28 protein-coding genes are annotated in these 23753 nt (G+C 63.1%); 16 read left to right on the top strand and 12 right to left on the bottom strand.

What is annotated here, in order from left to right; genetic code table 11:
• The first annotated feature begins 816 nt into the window (after nt 1-816).
• Nucleotides 817-1737, top strand: coding sequence for an AraC family transcriptional regulator (locus NF699_14185; GenBank protein USU04185.1), 921 nt, complete (start codon nt 817-819; stop codon nt 1735-1737).
• 164 nt (nt 1738-1901) lie between these two features.
• Here NF699_14185 and NF699_14190 read toward each other — a convergent pair whose 3' ends face one another.
• Entirely contained in the window at nt 1902-2543 is a 642-nt protein-coding gene (locus NF699_14190) for a Crp/Fnr family transcriptional regulator (GenBank protein ID USU04186.1), read from the bottom strand.
• A gap of 250 nt (nt 2544-2793) precedes the next feature.
• Nucleotides 2794-3336 (bottom strand): hypothetical protein, encoded by a 543-nt coding sequence (locus NF699_14195; protein ID USU04187.1) that lies wholly within the window; start codon nt 3334-3336, stop codon nt 2794-2796.
• A gap of 326 nt (nt 3337-3662) precedes the next feature.
• Here NF699_14195 and NF699_14200 point away from each other — a divergent pair, with 326 nt between their 5' ends.
• Complete coding sequence (locus NF699_14200; GenBank protein USU04188.1) at nt 3663-4379, top strand: IS6 family transposase; 717 nt, start codon at nt 3663-3665, stop codon at nt 4377-4379.
• Nucleotides 4380-4457: 78 nt separating this feature from the next.
• Nucleotides 4458-4760 (top strand): hypothetical protein, encoded by a 303-nt coding sequence (locus NF699_14205; protein USU04189.1) that lies wholly within the window; start codon nt 4458-4460, stop codon nt 4758-4760.
• A 47-nt stretch (nt 4761-4807) separates the two neighbouring features.
• Here the strand turns inward: NF699_14205 and NF699_14210 are convergent, their stop codons facing one another.
• Complete coding sequence (locus NF699_14210) at nt 4808-5116, bottom strand: hypothetical protein (protein USU04190.1); 309 nt, start codon at nt 5114-5116, stop codon at nt 4808-4810.
• Between the two features lie 43 nt (nt 5117-5159).
• Nucleotides 5160-5495, bottom strand: a complete 336-nt coding sequence (locus NF699_14215; protein ID USU04191.1) for a hypothetical protein — start codon at nt 5493-5495, stop codon at nt 5160-5162.
• Between the two features lie 197 nt (nt 5496-5692).
• Between NF699_14215 and NF699_14220 the strand changes: the two genes are divergently transcribed.
• From NF699_14220 to NF699_14230, 3 genes are all read left to right on the top strand, one after another.
• Nucleotides 5693-6088, top strand: coding sequence for a BLUF domain-containing protein (locus tag NF699_14220; protein ID USU04192.1), 396 nt, complete (start codon nt 5693-5695; stop codon nt 6086-6088).
• 92 nt (nt 6089-6180) lie between these two features.
• Nucleotides 6181-7770 carry a GAF domain-containing protein gene (locus NF699_14225; protein ID USU04193.1) on the top strand — a complete coding sequence of 530 codons (1590 nt, stop codon included), beginning with the start codon at nt 6181-6183 and terminating at the stop codon, nt 7768-7770.
• Nucleotides 7771-7781: 11 nt separating this feature from the next.
• Nucleotides 7782-8144 carry a response regulator gene (locus NF699_14230; GenBank protein ID USU07105.1) on the top strand — a complete coding sequence of 121 codons (363 nt, stop codon included), beginning with the start codon at nt 7782-7784 and terminating at the stop codon, nt 8142-8144.
• Between the two features lie 309 nt (nt 8145-8453).
• On the opposite strand, the gene NF699_14235 is transcribed toward NF699_14230, so the two are convergent.
• Nucleotides 8454-9227 carry an alpha/beta fold hydrolase gene (locus tag NF699_14235; protein USU04194.1) on the bottom strand — a complete coding sequence of 258 codons (774 nt, stop codon included), beginning with the start codon at nt 9225-9227 and terminating at the stop codon, nt 8454-8456.
• Between the two features lie 326 nt (nt 9228-9553).
• On the opposite strand from NF699_14235, the gene NF699_14240 reads away from it, so the two are divergent.
• The 4 genes from NF699_14240 to NF699_14255 all read left to right on the top strand — a co-directional run bounded on the left by NF699_14240 (nt 9554) and on the right by NF699_14255 (nt 13407).
• Nucleotides 9554-10474 (top strand): AraC family transcriptional regulator, encoded by a 921-nt coding sequence (locus NF699_14240; protein USU04195.1) that lies wholly within the window; start codon nt 9554-9556, stop codon nt 10472-10474.
• A gap of 117 nt (nt 10475-10591) precedes the next feature.
• Complete coding sequence (locus NF699_14245; GenBank protein ID USU07106.1) at nt 10592-11323, top strand: SDR family oxidoreductase; 732 nt, start codon at nt 10592-10594, stop codon at nt 11321-11323.
• Between the two features lie 14 nt (nt 11324-11337).
• Complete coding sequence (locus tag NF699_14250; GenBank protein ID USU04196.1) at nt 11338-12231, top strand: SDR family oxidoreductase; 894 nt, start codon at nt 11338-11340, stop codon at nt 12229-12231.
• 306 nt (nt 12232-12537) lie between these two features.
• Entirely contained in the window at nt 12538-13407 is an 870-nt protein-coding gene (locus NF699_14255; GenBank protein ID USU04197.1) for a dipeptidase, read from the top strand.
• Nucleotides 13408-13453: 46 nt separating this feature from the next.
• Here the strand turns inward: NF699_14255 and NF699_14260 are convergent, their stop codons facing one another.
• The 4 genes from NF699_14260 to NF699_14275 form a co-directional block, all read right to left on the bottom strand.
• Nucleotides 13454-14155: a DUF1311 domain-containing protein gene (locus tag NF699_14260; GenBank protein USU04198.1), complete on the bottom strand. Its 702-nt coding sequence runs from the start codon at nt 14153-14155 to the stop codon at nt 13454-13456.
• Between the two features lie 171 nt (nt 14156-14326).
• A complete protein-coding gene (locus tag NF699_14265; protein ID USU04199.1) occupies nt 14327-15280 on the bottom strand; it encodes an AraC family transcriptional regulator in 954 nt (317 codons plus the stop codon).
• Between the two features lie 153 nt (nt 15281-15433).
• The gene (locus NF699_14270; protein ID USU04200.1) at nt 15434-16063 is read right to left on the bottom strand and encodes a DJ-1/PfpI family protein; all 630 of its coding nucleotides are present in this window, start codon (nt 16061-16063) and stop codon (nt 15434-15436) included.
• 127 nt (nt 16064-16190) lie between these two features.
• Complete coding sequence (locus NF699_14275; protein USU04201.1) at nt 16191-16943, bottom strand: SDR family oxidoreductase; 753 nt, start codon at nt 16941-16943, stop codon at nt 16191-16193.
• 126 nt (nt 16944-17069) lie between these two features.
• On the opposite strand from NF699_14275, the gene NF699_14280 reads away from it, so the two are divergent.
• The 4 genes from NF699_14280 to NF699_14295 all read left to right on the top strand — a co-directional run bounded on the left by NF699_14280 (nt 17070) and on the right by NF699_14295 (nt 19464).
• Nucleotides 17070-17930: an AraC family transcriptional regulator gene (locus tag NF699_14280; GenBank protein ID USU04202.1), complete on the top strand. Its 861-nt coding sequence runs from the start codon at nt 17070-17072 to the stop codon at nt 17928-17930.
• Between the two features lie 237 nt (nt 17931-18167).
• Entirely contained in the window at nt 18168-18470 is a 303-nt protein-coding gene (locus NF699_14285; GenBank protein ID USU04203.1) for a hypothetical protein, read from the top strand.
• 96 nt (nt 18471-18566) lie between these two features.
• The gene (locus tag NF699_14290; GenBank protein USU04204.1) at nt 18567-19034 is read left to right on the top strand and encodes a hypothetical protein; all 468 of its coding nucleotides are present in this window, start codon (nt 18567-18569) and stop codon (nt 19032-19034) included.
• A gap of 43 nt (nt 19035-19077) precedes the next feature.
• Nucleotides 19078-19464, top strand: a complete 387-nt coding sequence (locus NF699_14295; protein ID USU04205.1) for an ester cyclase — start codon at nt 19078-19080, stop codon at nt 19462-19464.
• A 16-nt stretch (nt 19465-19480) separates the two neighbouring features.
• On the opposite strand, the gene NF699_14300 is transcribed toward NF699_14295, so the two are convergent.
• On the bottom strand, nt 19481-20353 hold the full coding sequence (locus tag NF699_14300; GenBank protein ID USU04206.1) for a LysR family transcriptional regulator: 873 nt from the start codon (nt 20351-20353) through the stop codon (nt 19481-19483).
• Nucleotides 20354-20489: 136 nt separating this feature from the next.
• On the opposite strand from NF699_14300, the gene NF699_14305 reads away from it, so the two are divergent.
• Entirely contained in the window at nt 20490-21266 is a 777-nt protein-coding gene (locus tag NF699_14305) for an SDR family oxidoreductase (protein ID USU04207.1), read from the top strand.
• Between the two features lie 69 nt (nt 21267-21335).
• On the opposite strand, the gene NF699_14310 is transcribed toward NF699_14305, so the two are convergent.
• Nucleotides 21336-22340, bottom strand: a complete 1005-nt coding sequence (locus NF699_14310) for an enoyl-CoA hydratase/isomerase family protein (GenBank protein ID USU04208.1) — start codon at nt 22338-22340, stop codon at nt 21336-21338.
• 77 nt (nt 22341-22417) lie between these two features.
• Here NF699_14310 and NF699_14315 point away from each other — a divergent pair, with 77 nt between their 5' ends.
• Nucleotides 22418-22843: a helix-turn-helix transcriptional regulator gene (locus tag NF699_14315; GenBank protein ID USU04209.1), complete on the top strand. Its 426-nt coding sequence runs from the start codon at nt 22418-22420 to the stop codon at nt 22841-22843.
• Here NF699_14315 and NF699_14320 read toward each other — a convergent pair.
• Nucleotides 22814-23701, bottom strand: coding sequence for a LysR substrate-binding domain-containing protein (locus tag NF699_14320; GenBank protein USU04210.1), 888 nt, complete (start codon nt 23699-23701; stop codon nt 22814-22816). The two genes, NF699_14315 and NF699_14320, sit on opposite strands and share 30 nt — an antisense overlap.
• Between the last annotated feature and the right edge of the window lie 52 nt (nt 23702-23753).

The raw sequence follows: 23753 nt of genomic DNA on the forward strand, positions 1-23753 counted from the left end.
TCCCGAAACTCGATCCTTTTCGAGAAATTCGGTTTACCGTTAGGTAGGGGCAATGCGTGTAGCATGAGCCCCGCCTCAACATGAACGAAGGGCCGAAGTTGGGAAGCGGAGACTACCGCGCGAACGTCCACAACTGGGTCTGCCCGGCCGCGAAGCTGCCAGTCGGGTTGCGACCCAAAGACAGACGTAGCCGAGGCAAGTTGCCGGTCTTGGAAGCTGACATTCTGAACCGGGGTTCTGACACACGCAGACCCCTAGAAATCTTGGTTGCGTCTGCTGCGTCAAAACTGACCGGTTGTGACACTGCCCGCATTCTCGAAAAGGATGGTGAGTCGGGAACGCCTGTCACGCGAGTGGTTGAAAGCTGCTCCAATCGCCCCGGGCCACGCTCTCTATGCATAACGCGTACCCGAAAGCGCAGCTCTTGTACCGGCAGTCCCACGATCGATCAAAGTCAGGAACGTGTGAATTGCCTCCGTACTATTCCCGGCGGCACTCAGGAGGGCGTGCGCGCGGGCGAAGGCGATGCTCCACGTCGACGTAATAAGCGTAGCGGCGAGATATCGTCCGTCGTTTCTGTGGGTATCGACCTCGCAGGAACGGTGGATTTGTGTGGTCGCGACGGAGGATGTCTCCGCCATTGAACTCAACAAATGTCGTCATGCCGATCGCGGCATAAGGATTCACCAACCGAGTTGGCCTCCTTCTCGAAGCTAGGCCCTGGATGCATCCGCGCGAAAGATTGAGCGTATCTCAATAGGATAGCTGCACAGGACAGTGGTGCTGACCCGATATCGCAGCAAGCGAGGAGGTGACGTGGCGACGACTGATGGCCTCTCTCTTTTTCGCGCAGTGCTGAACAGGCTTGATGCGGCATCGGATGCTCTGACAATTTGCGAGGTCGCGGCAAACCTCCGTGTGATCGCGCCAGTGAGCAGCGCTATGGGTGCCTTGCTAGTGATCGACGGATCGATGCACCTCCATTGCGGGCGCGAACGTCAAATCGTACGATCGGGTGAGACGGCCATAATTCCGGCGTCTAAACCGATCTGGTTTGCAAGCTGCCGACAATCGATCGGTGCAGCGATCGACAGCCGCGGTCATTTAGTTAGGCGCGGTAGCTGGCTGGTTTCAGACGTTACCTGCGGTCGTAAGCGGGTGCTACAAGTTGCGATGGTCAAAATATCAGGAACGAAAGCCGATTGGCTGGACGAGCCCGCATCAGTGTCCCTGACCGCGTGCGACAGTGGGAAGCAGTTGTTCGAGCTATTGCGCACACAATGCGATTCTCATGATCCGGGTACCCCCGCGCTCGCTCAGACGCTTGTCAATGCATGCCTTGTGCAGGCTCTGAAGACGTCGAACGTCAACGAGGTGCCTCAACGTACTCATTCGGAGGTGCGCAGCCCGCTCTTGGTACGGGCCCTAGACGAAGTACGAGCCAGACCTGCTGAGATGCATACAACGGACACGCTTGCGCATGCTGCGGGCATGAGCCGGTCTACCTTCATCCGTCAGTTAGCGCGATTCGCACACGCTAGCCCGATGGAGTATATTCGGCGCGTTCGGCTAGAAGAGGCGGCGATAATGCTGCGATCTGATGAAGCCGCCATCAAGACTATTGCGGCAGCAACTGGCTTTCGTAGCCGAAGCCATTTCTCCCGCACTTTTCGACTGCACTACGGGACCGATCCATCTGCCTTTCGTGATGCTAATGCCGAGCGGCACGCCCGTTAATCGGAATAGGCCTGTAGTAGGTTGTAATCGCCTGCTTCAGGTGCTTTGATACCTTCGCCGACCGGGGTGTCTAATCGAAATCAAGGTTGCCGATGATCTTATCGCCGGCTTCGACAAGGACGCCAGCACGCATCGTTAGATTTCCATCGAGGATCGCCAAGGCGTCATTCAGCGCCTGTTTCAGCATTTCGCTGTCGGGGCAGGTCGCTGCACAGTCTGAGCCTGTCCAGATCCACGATGGTTACGTAGGAATTGTTACGTGTTATCAGGCCGTCTGTGACGAGCCGCTTCAGCGTCCGGTTAACGTGAACAGCGGTGAGGCCGATCGCATCGCCGATGTCATCCTGGGTTAACGGAAAGTCGATCGTGAAGTTTGTCCCGTATGTCGGACAGCCAAGTCGGACCGCGAGATTTGCAAGGAATGCGGCCAACCGCGGCGTTGCTGCCGTCCGTCCGATCGACGTGAGCTGCGATTTAACAGCTGCCGTTTTCTTGACGCTGATCTGCAAGATCGAAATCGCGAGCGCGGCATCGGTGGCTATGGCATCACGAACATGTTCGATGTCGATGCGCCGGAGAGTGGTCTTGTTGATCGCGCTAAGGGTTTCAGAGATTTCAGCCTTAAAAAGATCATCGACCCCTATCAAATCGCCGGGCAGGTAGAGCGCAGTTATTTGCCGGCTTCCGCTCGACAATATGGCAGATCCAGCAACCCACCCATCGACTACGTGATATAGAGATTTAGCGGGCTGTCCTTCTAGCTGGATGAGCCTGTTACGCCGATAGTCTACCAAGCTAGCTGGCACATCGCTTATGCCGCGTAGGTGGTCGACCGGAGCAGTCGGTCTCCAAAGAACCCGTTCATCATAAATCTTTTCCGCGCCCCCCTCCAGGGATCCATACGGAAGGGAAAGGTACAGGGTGGATTACGTAAATCAATAAGATACCAAACGTCGCATTGCCCCCTGTCGTCTGCCTGCAGTTTGGTTGGCATGGCTCAGACGGCTTTCGTGCCGCGCTGCCGCAAACCGCCGTCCGCGCACGGCGATGCCTACATCAACCGCCAGTGCGAGGCTGCTTACAACTACTCGGCCGCGCACCCGCCCACATCGTGCTGCGAGCCCGCTGTTCCAAGTCTGGGCAGATGGGCTGGATAGATTGATCGAGGATGTTGCCGGGCGCGAAGCGGCCTGAAAGGATCAGGGCAGCGATGCCGAGGTGAGAATGGATATCGACGAACAGATTGCGGGTGCTCGGCAGCGGCTGGCGGATGCAAGGATAGAGGCGGAATTGATCCGTGCGGCTGTCCGAAGTCAGAGGGCGGCGCTGCACGCCAAGCTGATCGAGATCGAGGATATTCGCGTTGAGGTCCGGGCGACCCGCGAAGAGCTGGCGCAGACGCGGGCGCGGGGGGCGGGGGGGGGGGGGCGAAAGTCCGGCGGGTGAGATGCCGGATACCGCGTAGTGCAGTCGTGCGCGTCGGACCGTGTTGCGACGTAAATGTTGAGCCGAAAACGACGGAGCGATGAAGTTCAACGACGAAGATTTTCCGGCAAATCGGCGGATCGGTTGCTGCAGCTGACCAAATTCCCGAGCCATCTTAGAGCCGCTAGGGCGAGAATAACAATTCACCAGCTTCTATACGGCCCGTCCATCGGACGAGCGCGGTTCCCCCGCGTGCGAGGACGGTGCGACCCCGTCGGGCCACTCCATATTAAGCCAGGCCGTGGATCTGGCACCCGCCCTTGCCGTGCAACTGAGTAAACATCGCCGGGTCGCTGTCCTGAGCCAGCGGGTTGCGGCATGGAATGCCTGACTTTGTTCGGGCTCCGCACCGCGGAACACGACCGGCCGCCTCATAGGCCGCGTAGGCTCTGTCAGACCAAATGCACCGATCATTAGGGGAGGGGGCGTAGGGGCGGCGAATGCCCCGCCCGCGTAAATCCGCCAGTCCGTTTCGCTACTTCAACTCCTCGCCTGAGGTGATCCGACTGGTGGTGCTGATGTACGTCCGCTTCCCGCTGTCGTTGCGAAACGTGGAGGACCTGCTGTTCGAGCGCGGGATCGACATTTGCCATGAGACGGTACGGATGTGGTGGAACAGGTTCGGGCCGATGTTCGCAGGCGACATCCGTCGTCAGCGGGTGAACCGGATGCGAGGCTTCCGTCACTGGCGCTGGCACCTGGACGAGATGTACGTGAAGCTGAATGGCGAGATGGTGTACCTGTGGCGCGCGGTCGATCACGAGGGCGAGATACTCGAAAGCTACATCACCAAAACCCGCGATAAGGAGGCAGCGCTCACCTTCATGAAGAAGGCGCTCAAGCGCCATGGCTCACCCGAAAAGGTTACGACAGACGGCCTGCGCTCGTACCGCGCAGCGATGAAGGACTTGGGCAACGCCGACAAGCAGGAGGTGGGACGCTGGGCCAACAACCGGGTAGAGAACAGCCACCTGCCGTTCCGACGACGAGAACGTGCGATGCAACGTTTCCGGCGGATGAAGACGCTACAAAAGTTCGCTTCCGTCCACGCCAACGTCCACAACCATTTCAGCCTCGAACGTCATCTCGTCGATCGACAGACCTACAAGGACCGACGCTCCGCAGCGCTTGCGGAGTGGCAGATCCTCGCGAGCTAAGCGGCTGCGCTCAAAGCCCCTTGTGCATCTTGTGGAGAGCGGTTCGCATTAGACTGACAGCACCGTTTTGGCGGCTTCATGGAGCATGGCGGACAGACCGACATCGGGTATCACGGCAGCGGACAAGCCGGCAGCGAAGGATCCGACACTGCGAACGCCACAACGAAGGGTGATGACACAGCAGAGCAGGGGAATGCCGAACCGAAATTAGGACCAACAGGACCCGATCAGGATTTTTCCGCCGACTACCCGAGGGATGTCATGTTGGCCGGACGCAAGGTGGAGGTGATCGACACATCGGGTATTGCCGCCGCAGAGGCCGCCGGAACATCCGGGCTCGAGGCCGACGTCAATGCTCGGAATGCACCCAGCTCCGGCTGACGAGGGGCGCGATCATGGGCGAAGCTCTGATCCATGATCGCACGCGATCAAAGCTCGTTAACGTCCTCGGCATGGAACTCTTCGAACGCTGCACGCACTTCGTCTGCAATGCTGTAGTCCTCGATATCAACCGAGACCACCACTCGTCCTGCCAGTGCCGCGTCGTCACGATCCTCCGGGGTCGGTGTGCCAGCTTCGGTATCCGACCCTGCCTCTTCAACACCTGCGGTGTTGTCAGATCCTTCGGGTGCGATGAAGATGTCAGTGCGTTCGATCGAGAATTGCTGCACCAGACGTTCGACCGTCATCTCGGCTTCGCGTCGGGTGTCGAACTTGGCGCTCAGGCTGGTGCTCATGATGTGTCTTTTCCATTGAGTGGCTTGGCTGAGCAAGCAGGGATTAAACGTAGGCTGTCGTGTCAGTCAGCGCCGTCGTTGGTCTCGATATCTCGCCCAGCTTCAGCCAACTTTCGTGTTTCTTGCGGACCGTCTGTATCTGCATGTGAGGCCTGATCCTCATCCTCTGTGAGGAAAGGCCCCTATCGTTTTGCGGGCCGTCTGCCTGCCATGTTGCATGAAAAGGCTTCTGATCGTCGTTCAGATTACTTTCGTTGCCATCGTCAGTAACGCTTGCCTCGTCTTCACCACCATCCGTGTTGAACGGCCGCTTTGCCGCTTGGTCATATAGCTCATCATTACTGGATTGCTGATTTGAGGGGATGTTGGCGCTGTCCATCGACATTCTCCATTCACCACTTTAACGCGGCAGCCTCAGGAACGGGCTCAGAAAGGGTCCACGCGGCATTTCGCGGACCCAGATTGTTTGTTTCGCCATTTTTCTCAATGGCGAGCCACGTCGCTCGGGCAAATACGTGATCTCGCCACCGTTGGCATGTTAATGGGGCTAAACGCGATACCGTCCGTTTCAAACACATGTTCCGCCGCATCATTTACATAAGCCGCTCCCTTATTGGAGCCGACCCAGACGGGATCGCGGCGATCGTATCGACGTCGATCAGCCGGAACGCCGCAGTCGACGTCACGGGGATGATGTGGGCGAATGTCGACAGTTTCGCGCAAGCGATCGAAGGCGACCTCGAAGCGGTTGGCCAAACCATGGATCGTATCCAAGCCGATTGCAGACACACTGACATCGTTATGTTGTTGGATCGCCCCGTATCCTCGCGGCAATTTGGAAGCTGGTCGATGCGACGTGCCGGTCACGACGACCACAGCACATCGGGGACCAGTTTCATGGTCGGCTTTGCGCTGAGCGAAGGGACGTCGGCAGCGAAGCGATTGTACGATATCGTCCTGGCGAATGACTAGGTCGTTCAATCGCTTGACACAGCTCACCTGAGCGCCGCTTACCTCAGACTCATTGCCGCCGGGGGGCGGGTGGACGAAAGCGAGACACACGGGTGGGCAGCGAGCAGGACGCACAGCGATCGCGGGCCGTGGCGCGGCTTGTGGTGCTGGATACGCCGGAAGAGCAGGCGTTCGACGATATCGTCTTTATCGCCTCCCAAACCTGCGGCGCACCGATCGCCCTCATCAGTTTGCTCGACACTGATCGCCAGTGGTTCAAGGCACGTGTCGGGCTTGATGTCACTGAGACACCGATCGACCAGTCAGTATGCCGTGTGGATATTGATGATGCTAATCTCCTGGAGATCGTCGATCTAACGCAGGACGAGCGCACCAGTGTAAATCCGCTCGTGACCGGTCAACGGGCGTTTCGCTACTATGCCGGAGCGCCTTTGAAGCTGCGTTCCGGTGACGTCGTCGGTCGGCTGTGCGTCATTGACACCGAAGCCCGACCTGACGGCCTGAGCGACACCCAGAAAACGTTGCTTGGTGCACTTGCGCGGCAAGCCAGCGACCATCTGGAGCTGCGCCGCATTGCCCGCGCCAGCGAGCGCATGGTGGAGTTGCAGAAGGCGCTGGTCGAAATAGGCGAGTGCATCCGCGACAGCGCTGACGTAGCGATGATGACCCATCGAACCTCAGCGGTAATCGGTCGGGCACTCGAGGTTGATCGTGCCGGCTTTGGCTTTGTCGATGACAAGGTCGTCAGCGTCGAGATCGAGCAGGACTGGACTGCGCCTGGCGTCGAGAGCATCGCCGGAAGGCACCGCTTCGAGGATTATGGTGCCATTCGCGATCACCTTGCCAAGGGTGAACCGCTGGTCATTGAGGATGTGGCAACCGACTGGCGCACTGCTGATGATCCTGCGGCCATGCGAAACGTCGGCGTCGAGGCGCTGGTCAACATGCCCGTGCGTCAGAACGGGCGCACAGTCGCGGTGCTGATCGTCCATTCAGCTGTGCGCCGTATTTGGCTGCCTGAAGAACTGATTTTCCTCCGCAGTGTTGCCGACCGCCTGGAGGCGGGCGTATCGCGGATCCGCGGGGCGCAGCAGCAGGAGATGCTCAATGACGAGATCTCGCACCGCCTCAAGAATATGCTGTCGATGGTGCAGGCGATCGCCAGTCAGACCCTGCGGGATATTCCCGACCGCAGGCCTGTCGAGACGTTCGAGCAGCGACTGGTCGCCCTCAGTGCGGCTCATGACGTTCTGCTCCAGAAGAGTTGGTCGGATGCTGATCTGCGCGCCGTCGCAGAAGCGGTAATCGAGACGGTTGGGTTTGGTGACCGCGTCAGCCTTAACGGTCCCGCTGTCGCGCTTGGCGCACGGGCAGCGCTTTCATTCTCGCTGGTCATGCACGAATTGATGACGAATGCATGCAAATATGGCGCGCTCTGCAGAGGTGGAGGGCGTGTCGAGGTGACATGGTCGATCAGGGACGCTGATGACGACGAAGAGACGCTCGTCCTTCACTGGCGCGAACAGGGCGGGCCGCCTGTTGTCGCTCCGAATCGTCGCGGTTTCGGCTCCAAGCTAATCCGACTGGGCCTTGTCGGAACGGGTGGTGTCGACCTTCGTTACGATCCATCTGGTTTTGAGGCTGACCTGCAAGCCTCTTTACGCCACCTGGCCGAAGCCTGAGCAGGACATTGATGACCCCTAAACCTGTCGTACTGGTCGTAGAGGACGAGCCGCTCCTCAGACTGTTTGCCACCGACATGATCGAGGATGCTGGCTTCCAGGTGATCGACGTCGCCAATTCGGCCGAGGCAATCCTCGTGCTTGAGACGCGCCCCGACGTCCGGATCGTATTTACCGATGTCGACATGCCCGGCGGGATCGATGGCATTAAGCTCGGCGCCTGCATCCGTGACCGCTGGCCGCCGATCGAGATCATCATCACGTCTGGTAAGCCCTGGCCGATCGGGATCAAGGCGCCTGAAAGGTCGGTCTTCTTCTCCAAACCTTATCGGCAGGACCGGGTGATCGAGACGATCCAACGCATGGCGGCGTAACGCACCTGCACTTCCTCAAGCCTGCTCTGGAGTCAAAGGCTGGCAAGCATCTTCGCTTGGCGAGAAGCCGTGAGACTATACTCTGATTTGGCTCTTTGGAACGGCCTGACTATCCGCAGGGGTTTAGCTGGCGCCATACCCAAAAGCACTTGTGATCCGTCAATCTGGTTGATCCGGGGTGCCAACAAGCTCCGAAGAAATTGGATTAACGAATGGCCGAACATGGGAAGCAGGCAGCGTGCTCGGAATGGCGGCTTGTGGGTCGATGCTAGGATCATCGCGCAATCGAGCCGTGAAGCGGGTGGAGCATCACCTCGTCGCGTCGAGAATGACGGCGACTGTCTCCTCCGGCGTGTCCCACATAGGAAAGTGGCCGCTGCCATCAAACCAGTGGAGCTCGGCGCCGGGAAAGGCTGCCTGCGCGCGCGCAGCCTGTCTGGGGAGGCAGAGCCGGTCGTGCCTGCCCCACCCGATGACGACCCGGCCGGTGCCGGCAGCGGCGGGACCGGACTGCTCAGGTCCCGTGGCAAGGCTCCGGACCAGCGCATCGAACGTCGGCGTTGTACTGAGACCTTCCAGCTCGGTCGCGACGGTCTCCCCGTCAAGCGCCCAAGGACGCGCGGAGAGCTGCGCGAGCAGCGCCGTGCGCGACGCTGCATTCCGGCTCAACGCCGGCAGGCCTGGCCGGATGGCCCGCAGTAAGCGACCGGAGGCGCCGATGGTGGTTTTGAAGAAGGTGCGCTCCCAGCCCCGCCAGAAGCCGCCCGGATCGAGCGCGACGACGTTCCCGACGAGTCCGCGCCGTGCGAGCTCAAGCACGATCCGCGCACCCATGGAACTGCCGACGACATCGACGCCGGACAAGCCAGCCTCCGCGATGTAACGCTCGACGCTGCCGACCAGACCATCGAACGTCCCGCTGTCGGATTCGGCAAGGGTAGCCCCATGGCCGGGAAGGTCGACCGCGATGACCTTTCGCGAGGCGCTGAGTGGGTCCAAGACGGTACTCCACGATTGCCAACTCCCGCCCAGGCCGTGGATCAAAAGCAGCGTGCGGCCAGTGCCGCGCTCAATCGTGTTCATGCCGTCTCCGCCTCGTCGTTGTGAGAAGCTCAACGAGCCCGGTCGCTTCGCGGGCCCGGCTTTTATCGGCCGACGGGCGCTGGAGATCGGCCCATAGGCCCGCGCCGGCAGGCGGTGGGGCCGGGAAAGTCTGCCTGTTCAGAAAAGGGTCATTGAACATGAACGAGCGACCGCTTGCGAGTAAGCGCTACGACTGCACTGAATGGCCGATTTTGGGTCTCTGCAGCAACGTTTCGTTTGTTGATAAGGCGGCCGGTATGCCCATCGCGACAATCCGGCGTACCATCGGATCATACGGAGCAGGATAAAGAGGAGGGCATTAGAAGATGAGCGGATCGCTTTACGCATATTCCGAAGCAAGCCGCCGCTGCGCATCGATGCAGCCCAATCGGCTGATCGAGAGCAGCGCCACCTCTGAATGGACCTCTCTACTGCTCGATCGGCACGAAGGATCGGGTCATAGCGACACGTTCGAAACGCATCCGACCGACGACTTGACGCTCGTCGTCGCGACAGCCGGACGTCACGACCTGCAGGCGCTGGTGGGTGGGCGATGGCGAACGGCGCTGTATCAGCCGGGCAACGCCGGCATGACGCCGCCGGGCGAAACGGCGCGCCTGCGCTGGAGTACGCCGTCGGAGCGGCATGCGTTCGGCACGTTGCACCTCTATCTGCCGGGTTCGCTGCTGGCGCAGATCGCCGACGAATATCGTCGCAGCGGTCAGTCTGCGGATATCGATCGGTTGTCGATTCTGACGTTTCGCGACGACATCGTGACGGCGCACGCAAATGCTCTAATTGTCGCGCATCTTAGCGGCGAACCCGACCTCTACGCCGCTGGAGCGGCACGGTGGCTGACCACGCACCTCCTGTCTCGGCAGGCGCAGTGGCGGAACGTTGCCGATGATACCCGTCGGCCGGCGACGTTGAGCGATCTTCGGCTTGTCCGGGTCATCGAATTTATGAGCTGCCACCTCGACCGAGCGCTGACGCTGGACGAACTCGGGCGCGAGGCGGGTATCAGCGTCCATCATTTCGGTCGTCGCTTTCGTGAGCATGTCGGGATGGGGCCGGGGGCCTATCTGACGACGTTGCGGATCGATCGCGCCTGCCTGCTGCTGCGAACGACGGACCTTGCCGTCAGCGACGTCGCCTTTCGGTGCGGCTATTCCAGGGCCAGCGGGTTTTCCACCGCCTTCCTGCGTCACAAAGGATGTACGCCGAGCGCCTTCCGCGCCGAGCGCTGACTTTCGCTAAGCCGCGGAAGTCTTTCTCGATCGCGCACCACGCCCGAAAAGTCGCAACCGTTACGGATGTTCAACGTACTCCTTGTGGTTGTAGACGGAGGACGGAACGTGGCATCAATGAGCGGACGGACGGCGATCGTAACGGGATCGTCGCAGGGTATCGGCGCAGCAATCGTCGAGCGACTGGCCAAAGATGGCTGGTCGGTGACGGTGAACTTCTCGGGTAACGAGGACACGGCACGGGCGCTGACGGACAAGATCGGTAGCGGCGGCGGCCGCGCGATCGCGGTCAAGGCGGATGTCAGCGACCCGACAGCGGTGGCCCACCTGTTCGAAGAGACGACGCAGGCATTCGGCGCGGTCGATGCGCTGGTCAACAATGCCGGCATCATGAAGCTCGCATCGCTGGCGCAGACCGAGGACGACCTGTTCGACCGCCAAGTCGCTATCAACCTGAAGGGGGTGTTCAACTGCCTGCGCGAAGGTGCCCGGCAAATCCGCGAAGGCGGGCGGATCGTCAGCTTCTCGTCCAGCGTGGTCGGACTGTACCAGCCGACTTACGGTGCCTACGCCGCGACTAAGGCGGGCGTCGAAGCGATGACGCACATCCTCGCCAAGGAACTCGGCGCGAAGAAGATTACGGTCAATGCCATCGCGCCGGGACCCGTCGCGACCAAGCTGTTCCTGGACGACAAGACCGATGAACAGATCGCGGCGGTGACCAAGATTATCCCGCTCGGCCGGCTTGCCGAGCCCGACGACATCGCCGCGGCGGTCGCCATGCTACTCGGACCCGACAGTCACTGGATCACCGGCCAGATCATCCGCGCCAACGGCGGCGTCATCTGAACAGGAGAGCAGTCATGAGTTTAGTTACACTCGTCACCGGCGCATCGAGCGGTTTCGGCCAGATGATCGCCCGCGACCTCGCGGGCGCTGGCCACACGGTTTACGCTTCGATGCGCGGCACGACCGAAAAGAATGCCGACAAGGTCATGGACAACGCCGCCTTCGCCAAGGAACACGGAGTCGACCTGCGCTCGATCGAACTCGACGTGCAGGACGAAGCATCGATCAGCGCGGCGATCGATGCCGTGATCGCCGAGCATGGCCGGCTGGACGTGCTGGTCCAGAATGCCGGCCACATGATGTACGGGCCGCTCGAATCGTTCACGCCCGAGCAGCTTGCGCAGCAATACGACGTCAACGTGCTCGGCACGCACCGCGTGAACCGTGGCGTCCTGCCGCACATGCGGGAGGCAGGATCGGGGCTGATCGTCTGGGTATCGAGCTCCAGCGTCGCCGGTGGTGTCCCGCCGCTGCTGGGACCGTATTTCGCAGCGAAGGCCGGCATGGATGCGCTGGCGGTCTGCTATGCAAAGGAACTGGCGCTGCTGGGCATCGAAACATCGATCGTCGTGCCAGGCGCCTTTACCAGCGGCACCAACCACTTCGCGAACGCCGGACACCCCGAGGATACTGCGGTCGCCGATGCGTACACGGCCGCCTGGCCGGAAGGGTTTGCCGATCGCATCCAGAAAGCGCTGGCCGGCACCGTGCCGGAGGACGCCGATCCGGGTGCGGTCGGGCGGGCGGTGGTCGACATCGTCGCGGCACCAGTGGGCAAGCGCCCGCTCCGCGTCCATGTCGATCCCGCCAGCGATGGTGCGGCGGTGGTCTTTGCGGTGATGGACCGGGTGCGCGAGCAGTTCGTCGACCGGATCGGCTTCCCCGAACTCCTCCACCCCGCGCGCTGAACACAATGGGGCGGGGTCGCTCGTATCGACGGCCGACCCCGCCCATTGTGTTCGAAGGCAGTCTTGCCGCTTATGATCGGTGGGAAACGGTAGGGGGAAACATGACGATCAATCGACGTTCGATGATCGCGCTTGGGTTGGGTTCGGTGTTTCTGGGGCGGCGCACGCCGATCGATGTCCCCGGCAGCAGGGCGTCGACTGTCGATCGACGCCAATCTGGTCCCGCCGATCGAGGGACCGGGCCGGCTCTAACCGCGGGCGACCGCCATCATTCGCGCAGCGCGCCTCACCGCCCTGCGGGTCAACGTGGATGGGGATGGTACGGCTGCGAGCACCGCCGAGGCGATCGACGTGGTTTCGGCCGCGATCGGCGCGAACGCCGGTCTCCTTCGGCACGTTCGCACGATCGCGGACATCGAGGCGTGCCGACGGGATGGTCACCTAGGTTTCATCTTCGGGTTCGAGCAGACGGGGCAGTTCGGCGGGCAGGTGGATGCGATCACGCGCTACGCCGCGCAGGGCGTCCGCATCATGCAGTTGAGCTATAACCAGGGATCGCCGTTCGGATCGGGGGTGTTGAGTGCCGCGCCAACGGGGCGGACCGCTTCGGGACGCGAGGCGGTCGCGCGGACGAATGCCGGAGGTGTCACGATCGATCTCAGCCATTCCGACGAGCGGACGACGTTGGACGTGCTCGCCGTCACCGCCGCGCCGGCGGCCATCACGCATGCCGGCTGCGCCGCGATCACGCCGCATCCCCGCAACAAGAGCGATGCGGTGCTGCGTGCTATGGCCAAGGGCGGCGGGGCGGTGGGCTTCTACGAATTGCCCTTCCTCGCCCAACCGCCCAAGCAGCCGGATATCGACGATTACCTGACGCATGTGCTGCACGCGCTGCGGATCTGCGGCGAGGATCACGTCGCGATCGGCAGCGATGGCGCCGTTCAACACCTCGCCCGCCAACATGCGCGGCTATCTCGCCTTGGTGGCGAAGCGGCAGGCCCAGGGGATCGGCGCGCCTGGCGAGGATCGGCCGCCGTTCGTGACGGGGCTGGATCGGCCCGACCGGATCGAGATCGTCGCCATGCGCTGAACCGGCGTGGTGTGCCCGCCCGCGTCGTCGACAAGATCGCGGGCGGCAACTGGCTACGCGTTTTCCGCGACACCTGGGCATAACGCCCCCAGCGGCCGGGAAGCCGGGGGCAGGGCGACGTCGGCTACCTCAATAGCGGCAATACCCCTCGTCCTTCGAAACCATCAGGCAGTCCTTCTTGCCCCGCAGAGCGCTTAGGTCGACCGCATCGCCTTTGCTCGGCCGCGCGGTCTCGGTAACGCCGTTCCGACGGAAACTCAGGCCGCCGGGCGTGATCGTGCCGGTGAAGACGCCCTGCATGTGAGCGTCCAGACCCCATTGGTTGTCGATCACGAAGCCGGCACCGCGGCGTGCGATCTTCATGTACGTGCCCTCGCCGCCCCGCCATCGGCCGACGAACGCCGACGCCGGCAGGACGCTTGCGCTAGTACCTTGGGATGACTTTGCGCCCAGCGCCGTGGTGCGCGCCTGCGTCGTGCTGACCCAGCACTGCGCCACGTACAGCGAGGTCGCGGATCCGCCGCCACGGCCCTTGGCGAGGCAATCGCGATCGCGCGACTTCAGCCAGGCACGCTGTTCGGCTAGCAGCGTCTGCTGCGCCGCCGGGCGAAGGCGCGCGCGCAGTGCGTTGTAGCGGGCGCTCATCGCCGCATCGACGGTGCGCAGGTCGGCTGCGGCACAGCGCTGCATCTCCACGGTAGTCGTGCAGCGGGCCGGGCGCGGGCCCTGGAATGCCGGATTGGCCATGAAGGCCCCTGCGGTCTGTGCGGTCGCCGGCAATGCCGTGATCGCTCCGGCCGTTGCCACGGCCGCGAGAATGAACTGTTTCATGGACCTGCCCCTAAGAATCTGATGATCGTTGGCCGAACGATGTCGGTGTTTCGATGAGCGTCGGGTGAACCCCTCCGCTGGGCAGGCCGCATGGGCGCATTCTCCGTCGTCCCCGGCGACGCCTCGGATCCAGACGATGTGGATGCCCGAAGGTTGCTTCGGGCAGGCCGTTCAGCACGGATCGCGAACGATATCGCGGTTTCGCGAAACTCTGCGCCGTGTCCGATAAGCAGATGGCGTCATGCCGGCCTGGCGAAGGAAGGCCGTGGAAAATGCGCTCGGACGCGGATAGCCGCACCGCGCCGCGATCAAGGCCAGGGGCAGATCCGTGGTGTCGAGAAGGAGGCGGGCACGCTCCATGCGAAGTTCGGTGACGTAGGCGGCGGGCCCCATGCCGGTACGCTCCCGGAACCTGCGTCCGAAATGGTGCACGCTGATGCCGGCCTCCCGCGCCAGTTCGTCCAGCGTCAGTGGGAGGTGGAGATGGCAGCTGATGAACTCGATGACGCGGGCCAGTCGGCGATCGGTGATGGTCGGGCAAAGCCGTGGTTCGTCGGCGATATGATGCCATTCGGCCTGCTGCGACAACAGATGCGTGACCATCCAGTTCGCCGCGCTGGCTGCGTAGAGATCGGGTGCGCCGGACCGTATCGCGCTGAGCAAGGCGGACACCTGTCCTGCGAGGACCTCGTCGCGGAACGCGAGCGCGGAGATCCGCACCGTCGCGATCGGCTGTCCGATACGACGGTATTCGTCGATCACGTCGGACACGAGCGAGCCCGGCAGATAGACGTGGACCGTGCGATAGCGTTCGCGCGTGGTGGCGGCATCCAGGCGTACCCGGGCGGTTTCCCCCGCCGGCGTCAGGCAGGCCACGCCAGGCTGAAAGACCGCCGACCGCCATCGACCCTGAAGGAACTCGCTGACCTCGGGACTACCGGCAACGGCGACGGTCAGGCTGAGGTCTTCGGTTGCACAGGTCTCGAATATGCCGGTCTCGCCGGAGCCCTCCTGATTGTTGAGGAGCAGCGAGGTCCATCCGACCGCATTACTCGTATCGAGCAACGCCAACGGGATTGCGGATGCGCAACCGAGACTCGCCTGAGCATGATGGTGCGCGCGCATGGACTGTATGACTCCTTGAGGAGTGCCTTGGAAAGACCGGCTAGAGATCAGCCGAGCGGCTGACCGACTATGTGTTCGCGATGCGCATTCAACGCCGCGCCGGCCAGTCCGTTCATGCGCGGAATTGCATACCGCGGTGTTCGGAACCGATTGTCATTCGTTGTCGGCAAACGGATCGTCGGCCGGATTATCGTTCCAGCAATACTCGGCGGCACGTGCGACGCTGTCGGCCATGGCGTGGCCGTACAGCTTTTCGACTAGGCCAAGCGCCATGTCCGTACCGGCGGACACGCCCGAAGACGTCATGAACTTGCCGTCCAGCACCCACCGGGCCGTCTTTTGCCAGTCGACGCGGGTGGACTGGCCAGCCACCCAGGCGAACGCGACCTTGTTCGTGGTGGCGCGCCGACCGTCGAGGATGCCGGCTCTGGCAAGCAGGGAAGAACCGGTGCAGACCGACGTCGTCCATTCGGTGCCCGCGCTCTGGCGGCGCAGGAAGTCGAGCATCGCCGCGTTGTTCACCTGGACGCGCGACCCCTGGCCCCCCGGGACCATCAGAATTTCGAACTGCGGTGCCGTTTCGAACGAGGCGGTCGCGAGCGAGGTCAGCCCCTGTGCCGATCGGACTGTCCCGCCGGCCTGAGACACGAGGACCAGTTCGTAGTCGGGCAGCCGACCCCACATCTGGACCGGGCCGAACACGTCGAGCGTTTCGAAATCGTCGTAGAGGATGATCCCGATCCGCTTCGGCTCGGTGTCGGGCGCTTGCGTGTTTTCGGCCATCGCTATCTCCAATCGAGTCCCACCGGCGGCTATCGACGGAAGTACACCGAATCTCCTGCAACCACTGCGTCGTTACCGGAGCGTGAGGTGATCGTAGTGGACGGGCGATTGCTTGGCGCGCCGCCTGTCACCAGCGGTGACGCGATTGGCTGGCATGGCCGTCATGAAAGAACCCGCCGGTCGCTCCCAACGGCCCCAGGGTGGCGAGGTCGACGACGATCCTGGCGGCTTCCTCCACTGTGCGATGGCCGGTGTGACCGTTCAGGTCGGTGGCGGTGTACCCCGGATCGGCCGCGTTGACCTTGATCCCGTCGGCGAGAAGCTCCTTGGCCAGCTTTATCGTAAGCATGTTGAGCGCGGCCTTCGAGGCGCAATAGCCGGCGTAGCCGACGTTCCAGAACAGCCCTGCCATGTCGGTCGCATCGGACAACGAACCCAGGCCGCTGCTCATCATGACGATTCGCGCGGCGGTGGCGCGACGCAGCAGTGGCAGGAACGCCTGTGTGACTGCCAGCGGGGCGAAGGTGTTGACCTCGAACATCGAACGGATGTCGTCGATGCGTTCTTCGCTGGCGCGGAACGGCATTCCGATACTGATGCCGGCGTTGTTGACCAGCACGTCGAGCGCGCCGATCTGCTCGCCGAGCCGGTCGGCGGCGGCTTGCACGATGGCGGGGTCCGTCACGTCCAGCGCGAGGGCGTGGGCATTCAGTCCGGCTTCGCGGAGGTCGGCGGCGGCGGCTTCTCCCCGATCGGCGTCGCGGCATCCCAGCCAAACCGAATAGCCGCGCTCGCCGAGCTGGCGTGCGATGGCGAGGCCGATGCCCTTGTTGGCACCGGTGACGAGAACGCTCGGCGCGTTCGAAGAGGTTTTTTCCATCGTCGCGATATCGACGCAACTGGCTTGACGTGCATTGTCGATCGTACCGGATGCTTGCCTGATTCGGCCAACATGATCCTTTGGCCCAGTCTTGACAGCACGATCGGCCCGGTGAGGATATCGGCGATGCTGACGACCCTGATACCGAGCGCCACGCGCCATGCATCCGCGGACGGGCGGGCAACCGCGATGCCGCAGCTGACGATCTGGACCGCAGACAAGCCGACCGATCCGATCCCGGCGTTATTCGAACCCGAATTCTATCTTCTGCTGCAGGGCGCGAAACGGATGACGATCGGCGATCGCATCATCGACGCCGCCGGCGGGATGAGTGCGGTGGCATCGGTTGGTCTGCCGTTCACCAGCCAGGTTGTCGTGGCGACACCGGAGACGCCTTACCTCGGCATCGAATGGAAGATCGATCCGTCCGTCATCGCCGACTTGCTGCTCCAGATGCGCGAGGAGGACGATCAACTGACCGGTGCGATTTCGATGGCGCAGGTCGACGCCACTGTGATCGAGCCACTCGGGCGGCTGCTACGCCTGCTCGATACGCCCGGCGAAATCCCGGTGCTGGCGGCGCACTACGAACGCGAGCTGTGTTTCCGCCTGCTGCAGGGGCCGCTGGGACCCCGGCTCCGCCAGATCGGCCGGCATGACGCCCGGTTCGCGCAAATCAAGCGGGCTGCGGAATGGATTGGACGGAACGCCGTCAGTCCGATCAACGTCGTGCGGCTTGCTGCCGACGTCGGCATGAGCGTGACGTCCTTCCATCGGCACTTCAAGGCGGTGACGGGTCACACCCCGCTGGCCTATCATCATCAGCTTCGGCTGCTGGAGGCACGCCGTCGATTGGCGACCGGAACCATGACCGTGACCGCCACCGCGTTCGACATGGGCTATGCCAGCGCCTCGCAATTCAGCCGCGAGTACAAACGGGCGTTCGGCGTCGCGCCCGTCCATCACACGGTGCCGATGCGCGCTTAGGATCGCCCCGCCGGTTTCGAACGCTTTCCTCAGATCACTCTGGCGAAACCATTCAGCACGCTCGCGAACGTGCTGCGATTGTCGGCGAATCCTGGCTCGTCTAGTCCGCGCTTGGCGCCCGACACTCTGACCGTGGGTGGTTGGGCAGTGCGGGTGGACCCGCGTGATGCATCAAATCGCGAGCTGCGAAATGCCCTCTACTCGCTCTACACCCCTTTCGAGATAGGATCAGAGACCATGACCACCGACGATCCTGTGGCGCCGGCATACACCATATCGGCGCTCGCGGATCTGGCTCCGCTCGCCGAAGCCGTGGAGCGGGATGCCTGGCTCGACCTGTTCGATGCGGCACCTGCCAATGTTCGCCAGATGCTGGGCCTGTCCAGCGGCTGGATTGCCGACATGGGACTCCTCGCCAGCACCGCGATCCCGATCAACGAACTCAACCGGGCTATGGCGGTGGGCGCAGACCGCCAGCCTTCCGAGCGGGACCTCGACCAGGCGATTGCGTGGCTCGATGCACATGCAGCTGTGGGTTGAGCGTTGCAGGTGGCCGACCGGATCGAAGGGGCCGAAACCCACGCTTCACTACAGCGACGCGGTCTGCAGGTTTCGGGGCCGGGCTGGGCAAAATTCGTGCAACGACTTCCTGCAGCGGCGCGGCGTGTCGAAGGATCGACGTTACGAACGAGCCTGGCGACCGCGGACACCGCCCGTGTGTTCGGTAGCGTGGTACAGGCGGGCTTCGGTCTTCCGGACGTGACGGTCGACTGGTTCGCGGCCTTGGTCGGGCGGCCGGGCTGGCAGTGCTTCGTGGCTCATGTGGAAGATCAACCCGCGGGCGGTGGCGCCTTGTTCGTCGCGGGCGATGCAGCGTGGGGCGGCATGGCGGCCACCCTGCCGACCTATCGCGCACGAGGCTTGCAGGGCAGTCTGATCGCCGCGCGGTTGGCGGCGGCGTACCGGAGCGGCGTCCGTCTGCTCACCAGCGAGACGGCTTACAGCGCGATAGAAGGCGAGCCGGGGTTCTCGTCCTATCGTAATCAGGCACGCGCGGGTTCGACCATGCTCTACGCACGGCCGAACTGGAAAAGGCCTGTCTGACCATGACTGCCGGTGCGACGCAGGCCAACCCAGGAGAAAGCCGATGACCGTTCCGACCCTCGGTGAGCGCTACCTTGCCTATATCGATCGACTGAACCGACGAGACTGGAACGGCTTGCGCGACTTCGTCGCCGACGACCTGATCTATAACGGTGAGAGTATCGGCTTCGCGGCCTATCGCGCCATGCTGGTCACCAACTGCAACGACATCCCGGATCTTCAATTCGTGATCGGCATGGTCGTCGCGGACGGCGCCCATCTCGCCAGTCGGCTGCTGTTCGACTGTACGCCAGTGGGCTTCTTCATGGGTCTGCCGGTGAACGGTCGACGCGTGACGTTTTCCGAGAACGTGTTTTACCGGTTCGACCGTGCGCGCATCGCCGAAGTGTGGTCGGTCGTCGACAAGGCGGCGATCGAGGCACAGCTGTAGCCGGGACCGCGCCGGCTCAGGTCCGTGCGACGTTCTTCAACATGTCGACCACCGCGCGTGTCGCGGGCGCCAGGGCCTCGCCGCCAGCATAGCAGAGGAAGAACCCAGGGCTGCTCGGCGACCAGTCGGCCAGCACGCGTTCGAGCCGGCCGTCGCGAAGGTGGGGCAGGGCAAGATGATCGATACCATGCCACAGGCCGATGCCGTCCAGCGCGCCGGCAAGCATCAGGTCGGGATCGTCGGTGATGAGCGGACCGGACACATCGACAACTATTTCCTGTCCGTCCTTCCGGAAAAGCCAGCGGTACAGCGAACTGCCGGGGCCGCTGAGGCAACCGATGCAGGCGTGCCCAGTCAAATCCCGCGGGTGCTGCGGTCTGCCTTGGTTTGCAAAATAGGACGGTGCGCCGACAATTGCCGCAACGAACGGCGCACCTAGAGCGACGGCGACCATGTCATGGCCGATCTCCCCGCCGCGTTGGATGGCCAGATCATACCCCTCCGCAACGAAGTTGGCGGTATGTTCGACGGTGCGCACATCGAGGATGACACCTGGGCAAGTATCCGCCAACCTCACCAGCATCGGGGCGACAAGCGTGCGGATGGCCAGCCGTGGCGCGGCGAGCCGCACCTTGCCTACCGGTTCACCTGCAGCAAGACCGGCGCTCGCCAATGCGCGGTCCAGGCCGTCGAGCAACGGTCCGAGCTCGGTCAGGAGGCGCTCACCAGCTTCGGTTAGCGCGACCGCCCGGGTCGTTCGGTGCAACAAGCGTGTCCCGAGTCGGACCTCGAGCGCCTTCACCCGATGACTGAGCGTCGAAGGCGCCAGCCCGAGGTCGCGCGCGGCATGGCGGAAGCTGCGCGTCTTGGCGACGGCGGCGAACGACATGATCTCCGCGAAGTCGGCGGGAAGTACGCGTCTGGACATTGATGGCTCCTACGCAACAACCCGTTCGGCTGCCGACGACTTATAGTCCCCCGCTTTAGCAGCCATGTTTCTGAGCACGTTACATAGGACAGTCAGCATGAACAATGAGGGTCATCGTCGCCTCGACGGCAAGGTCGCCATCGTCACCGGTGCCGGCAGCGGTATCGGCGAAGCGTCGGCTCGCGCGTTCGCGCGGGAAGGCGCGACCGTGGTATTGGTGGGACGTCGCGAGCAGCCGCTGCGCGCCAACGCCGATGTCATCGAATGCGGGGGCGGCGTGGCGTTCGTCATAGCCGCAGACGTATCGGTGGCGACCGATGCCGGTCGGATCGTCGGCGAGACGGTCGCGCGTTTCGGCCGACTGGACTACCTGTTCAACAACGCCGGGATCCAGGGACGGGGCGGCCCGATCGTCGACATGGAGGAGGCTGCGTTCGACGAACTGCTCGCCATCAACCTTAAAGGCCCGTGGCTGATGACGCGAGCGGCGCTGCGCGCGATGATTCCGGCGGGCCGCGGCGGTGCCATCGTCAACACGTCGTCGTTCCTGTCGACCGCAGCGACGGTAGGAACCTCGGGGTATTCGGCGAGCAAGGCCGGGCTCGATGCAATGATCCGCGCGGTGGCGCTGGAAGCAGGCCCACACGGCATTCGCATCAACAACGTCAATCCGGGCGTGATCGACACGCCGATGCTACGTGCGCACGGCGACGACATCATTCCGCCCTTGGCCGCGCGCGCCGCGCTTGGCCGGGTGGGTACGCCGAACGACATCGCGGACGCGGTAATTTGGCTCTGTACCGACGAGGCGCGGTTCATCACCGGACAGTCGCTGCTAGTCGACGGTGGCATCACCATCCCCGGCCCGCGCTGAGCGAGAGGTGTTTTCGTCCACGCGCGAAACTCGATCGACCGATGCCCAGAGGCGACTTACGCGGTGCCGCTACCTGTCATGCAGGATGGCTTCCAGGTTGCGTTCGCCGTCGCGCGTCTGTGCACCGGCCCTCAACGCCTTGCGGGTGAGGTCGGCGGCGGCGGGTGCGGAGAAGGTTTCACCGAGAAGGCGGTTCTGCTCCAGCAGGGCGTCGAGGGGATTGCCGAAGTTCGCGTCCAGTGCTGCCTTGGCCGCGGGAATAATGCCGGGCGGCAGGGCGGCGATGTTGCGCGCCAGGCGGTCCACGAAGTGGTCCAGTTCCGCATCCGGGATCGCGCGGTTGATCCAGCCGTAGCGCTCGGCCGTTGGTGCATCGAACAGGTCGGCGCCGAGCACGATCTCCATCGCGCGTGCGCGTCCCACCAGCCGCGGCAGGTATACCGTGCCGCCGGCCCCCGGGATGATGCCCGTCGGCGCCTCCATCTGCGCGAGATAGCCGTGTTCCAGGCTGGCGAAACGCATGTCCAAGGCCTGTAACAGTTCAGCCCCGCCACCCCGCGCCCGGCCCCGCAGCTTCCCGATCGTCACCTGCGGCAGCTTCCGCAATCGCTCGAACAGACGCTGCATCGGGTTGAGCCGCTGATCCTGGTTCTCGCCCACTTCGAGGTTCGCGAACGACGACGGATCGTCGACGAAATTCATGTCACCGTGCGGCACGAAAAAATCGGGATCGGCGCTTTGCAACACGATGACGCGAACCGCTGGATCGTCGACGACCCGGGCGGCGAAGCGATCGAGATCGGTCATGAGCTTTGCGTCGAGCAGGTTCAGGGGCGGATTGGTGATCGTGACCGTCGCGACGCCGGCCGCAACGTCGATCCGCAGGGTCGATACGTCACTATAGGCGGATGCGGACTCGTTACTTGGCATCGTTTTACCTTTCGGGAGATTGTCTGACTGGGCCGTGCCCACGTCGGGAAAAAGGATCGCGAGCGTCAGCAGAACGACCGCCGTGGTTGCGCGACGACCCAGCCTCGATCGTTGCCGCCAATGGGTAAGATCGTTGCTTCGCATGGCCTGGGTAGTAGCGATTGTGTACCAGTCCACAATCAGGCAAAGTATTTGGACCTGGTAGTTGGAGATGTACCGCCATGAGGACGTCTGACGCCCCATTCACGAGCCGCGAGCTGCTGGATCAGATTGCGGACAAGTGGACGGCGCTCGTCCTGGGGTCGCTCTGCGCGGCGCCGCTCCGCTTCAACGCGTTGAAGCGAGACCTGGACGGCATCACGCAGACGGCGCTGACCACCGCGCTTCGTCGACTCGAACGCAACGGCATCGTCGCGCGGCGCGTGCTGTCGGAACGGGTGATCGCGGTGGAATACGCCATCACGCCGCTCGGCCGGAGCCTGCAACCGCTGTTCGCGGCAATCGACGGCTGGACGCACGATCATCTCGAAGAGGTGGAGCGCGCTCGGGCAATCTTTGCGCAGGCTTCCGGCAGAGAGCCGGTAGCGTCCTCGCCGGAACGATCCTCTTCATCGCCGTCAGGAGAGGAGAGCCGCCTCCGACTGTAGCCAACCGACCACGGCGGCAACGGCCGCACTCCGATTGCCGGGCTTCGCCAGGACGTGATGGCGGAACCCGGCAATCGTGACTGGCGAGATTTGGACTAGCTGCCCGGCCGCGAGTTCGTCCCGGACCAACGCCAGGCTGACCAGCGCAACGCCCTGACCCGCCACGGCCGCCTGGATGGCGTGCCCTTCGTCGGAAAAGCGCAACAGGGGGGGGTCGTTGGGTGGCGAGAGTTCCGCGGCGGCGAACCAGCGCGCCCATATCGGGTTGCTCGGATCCCTGCGTCGCCAGCTGAGATCGATCAGCGGTTTTTGCACGAGATCGGCTGGAGCGTGGACATCGAGCAGGGGATTGCAGACCGGCGCGAACCGATCGGCGAACAAGGGAACCACGTCGAACCCGGTATAGCCGCCGGCGCCGTAGCGGATCGCGACATCGACACCGGCCTTGTCGAGATCGACGACGTCATCGGTGGCGAGAAGATGAAGGTCGTACTGCGGATGCAGCGTACGAAACGCGTGCAGGCGCGGCACAAGCCAGCGTGCGGTGAACGCCAGCGTCGCGGTGATCGTCACCTGGATACGACCACGCCGCCGGGTGAGCTTTTCGATGGCATCGGCAAAGGCATCGAACCCGTCGCGCAGCACGGGATAGAGCTGCGCTCCCGCGTCGGTCAGCACGACCCGGCGGGTGCGGCGCTCGAAGAACGCCAGGCCAGTAAATTCTTCGATCGCGCGGATCTGGTGACTGATGGCGGTGGGCGTGACGGCGAGTTCGGCCGCAGCCTGCTTGAAGCTGCCGTGCCGCGCAGCCGCCTCGAAAGCACGCAGCGCGGACAATGGCGGGAGCTTCCGTGACATAGATGAACTGGCCTTATCTATCAGGTGACGATTTGGCATTTGTCAGCGCGGG

This window comes from Sphingomonadaceae bacterium OTU29LAMAA1 (genome assembly GCA_024072375.1).
In the GTDB taxonomy this organism is placed as follows: Bacteria; Pseudomonadota; Alphaproteobacteria; order Sphingomonadales; family Sphingomonadaceae; genus Sphingomonas.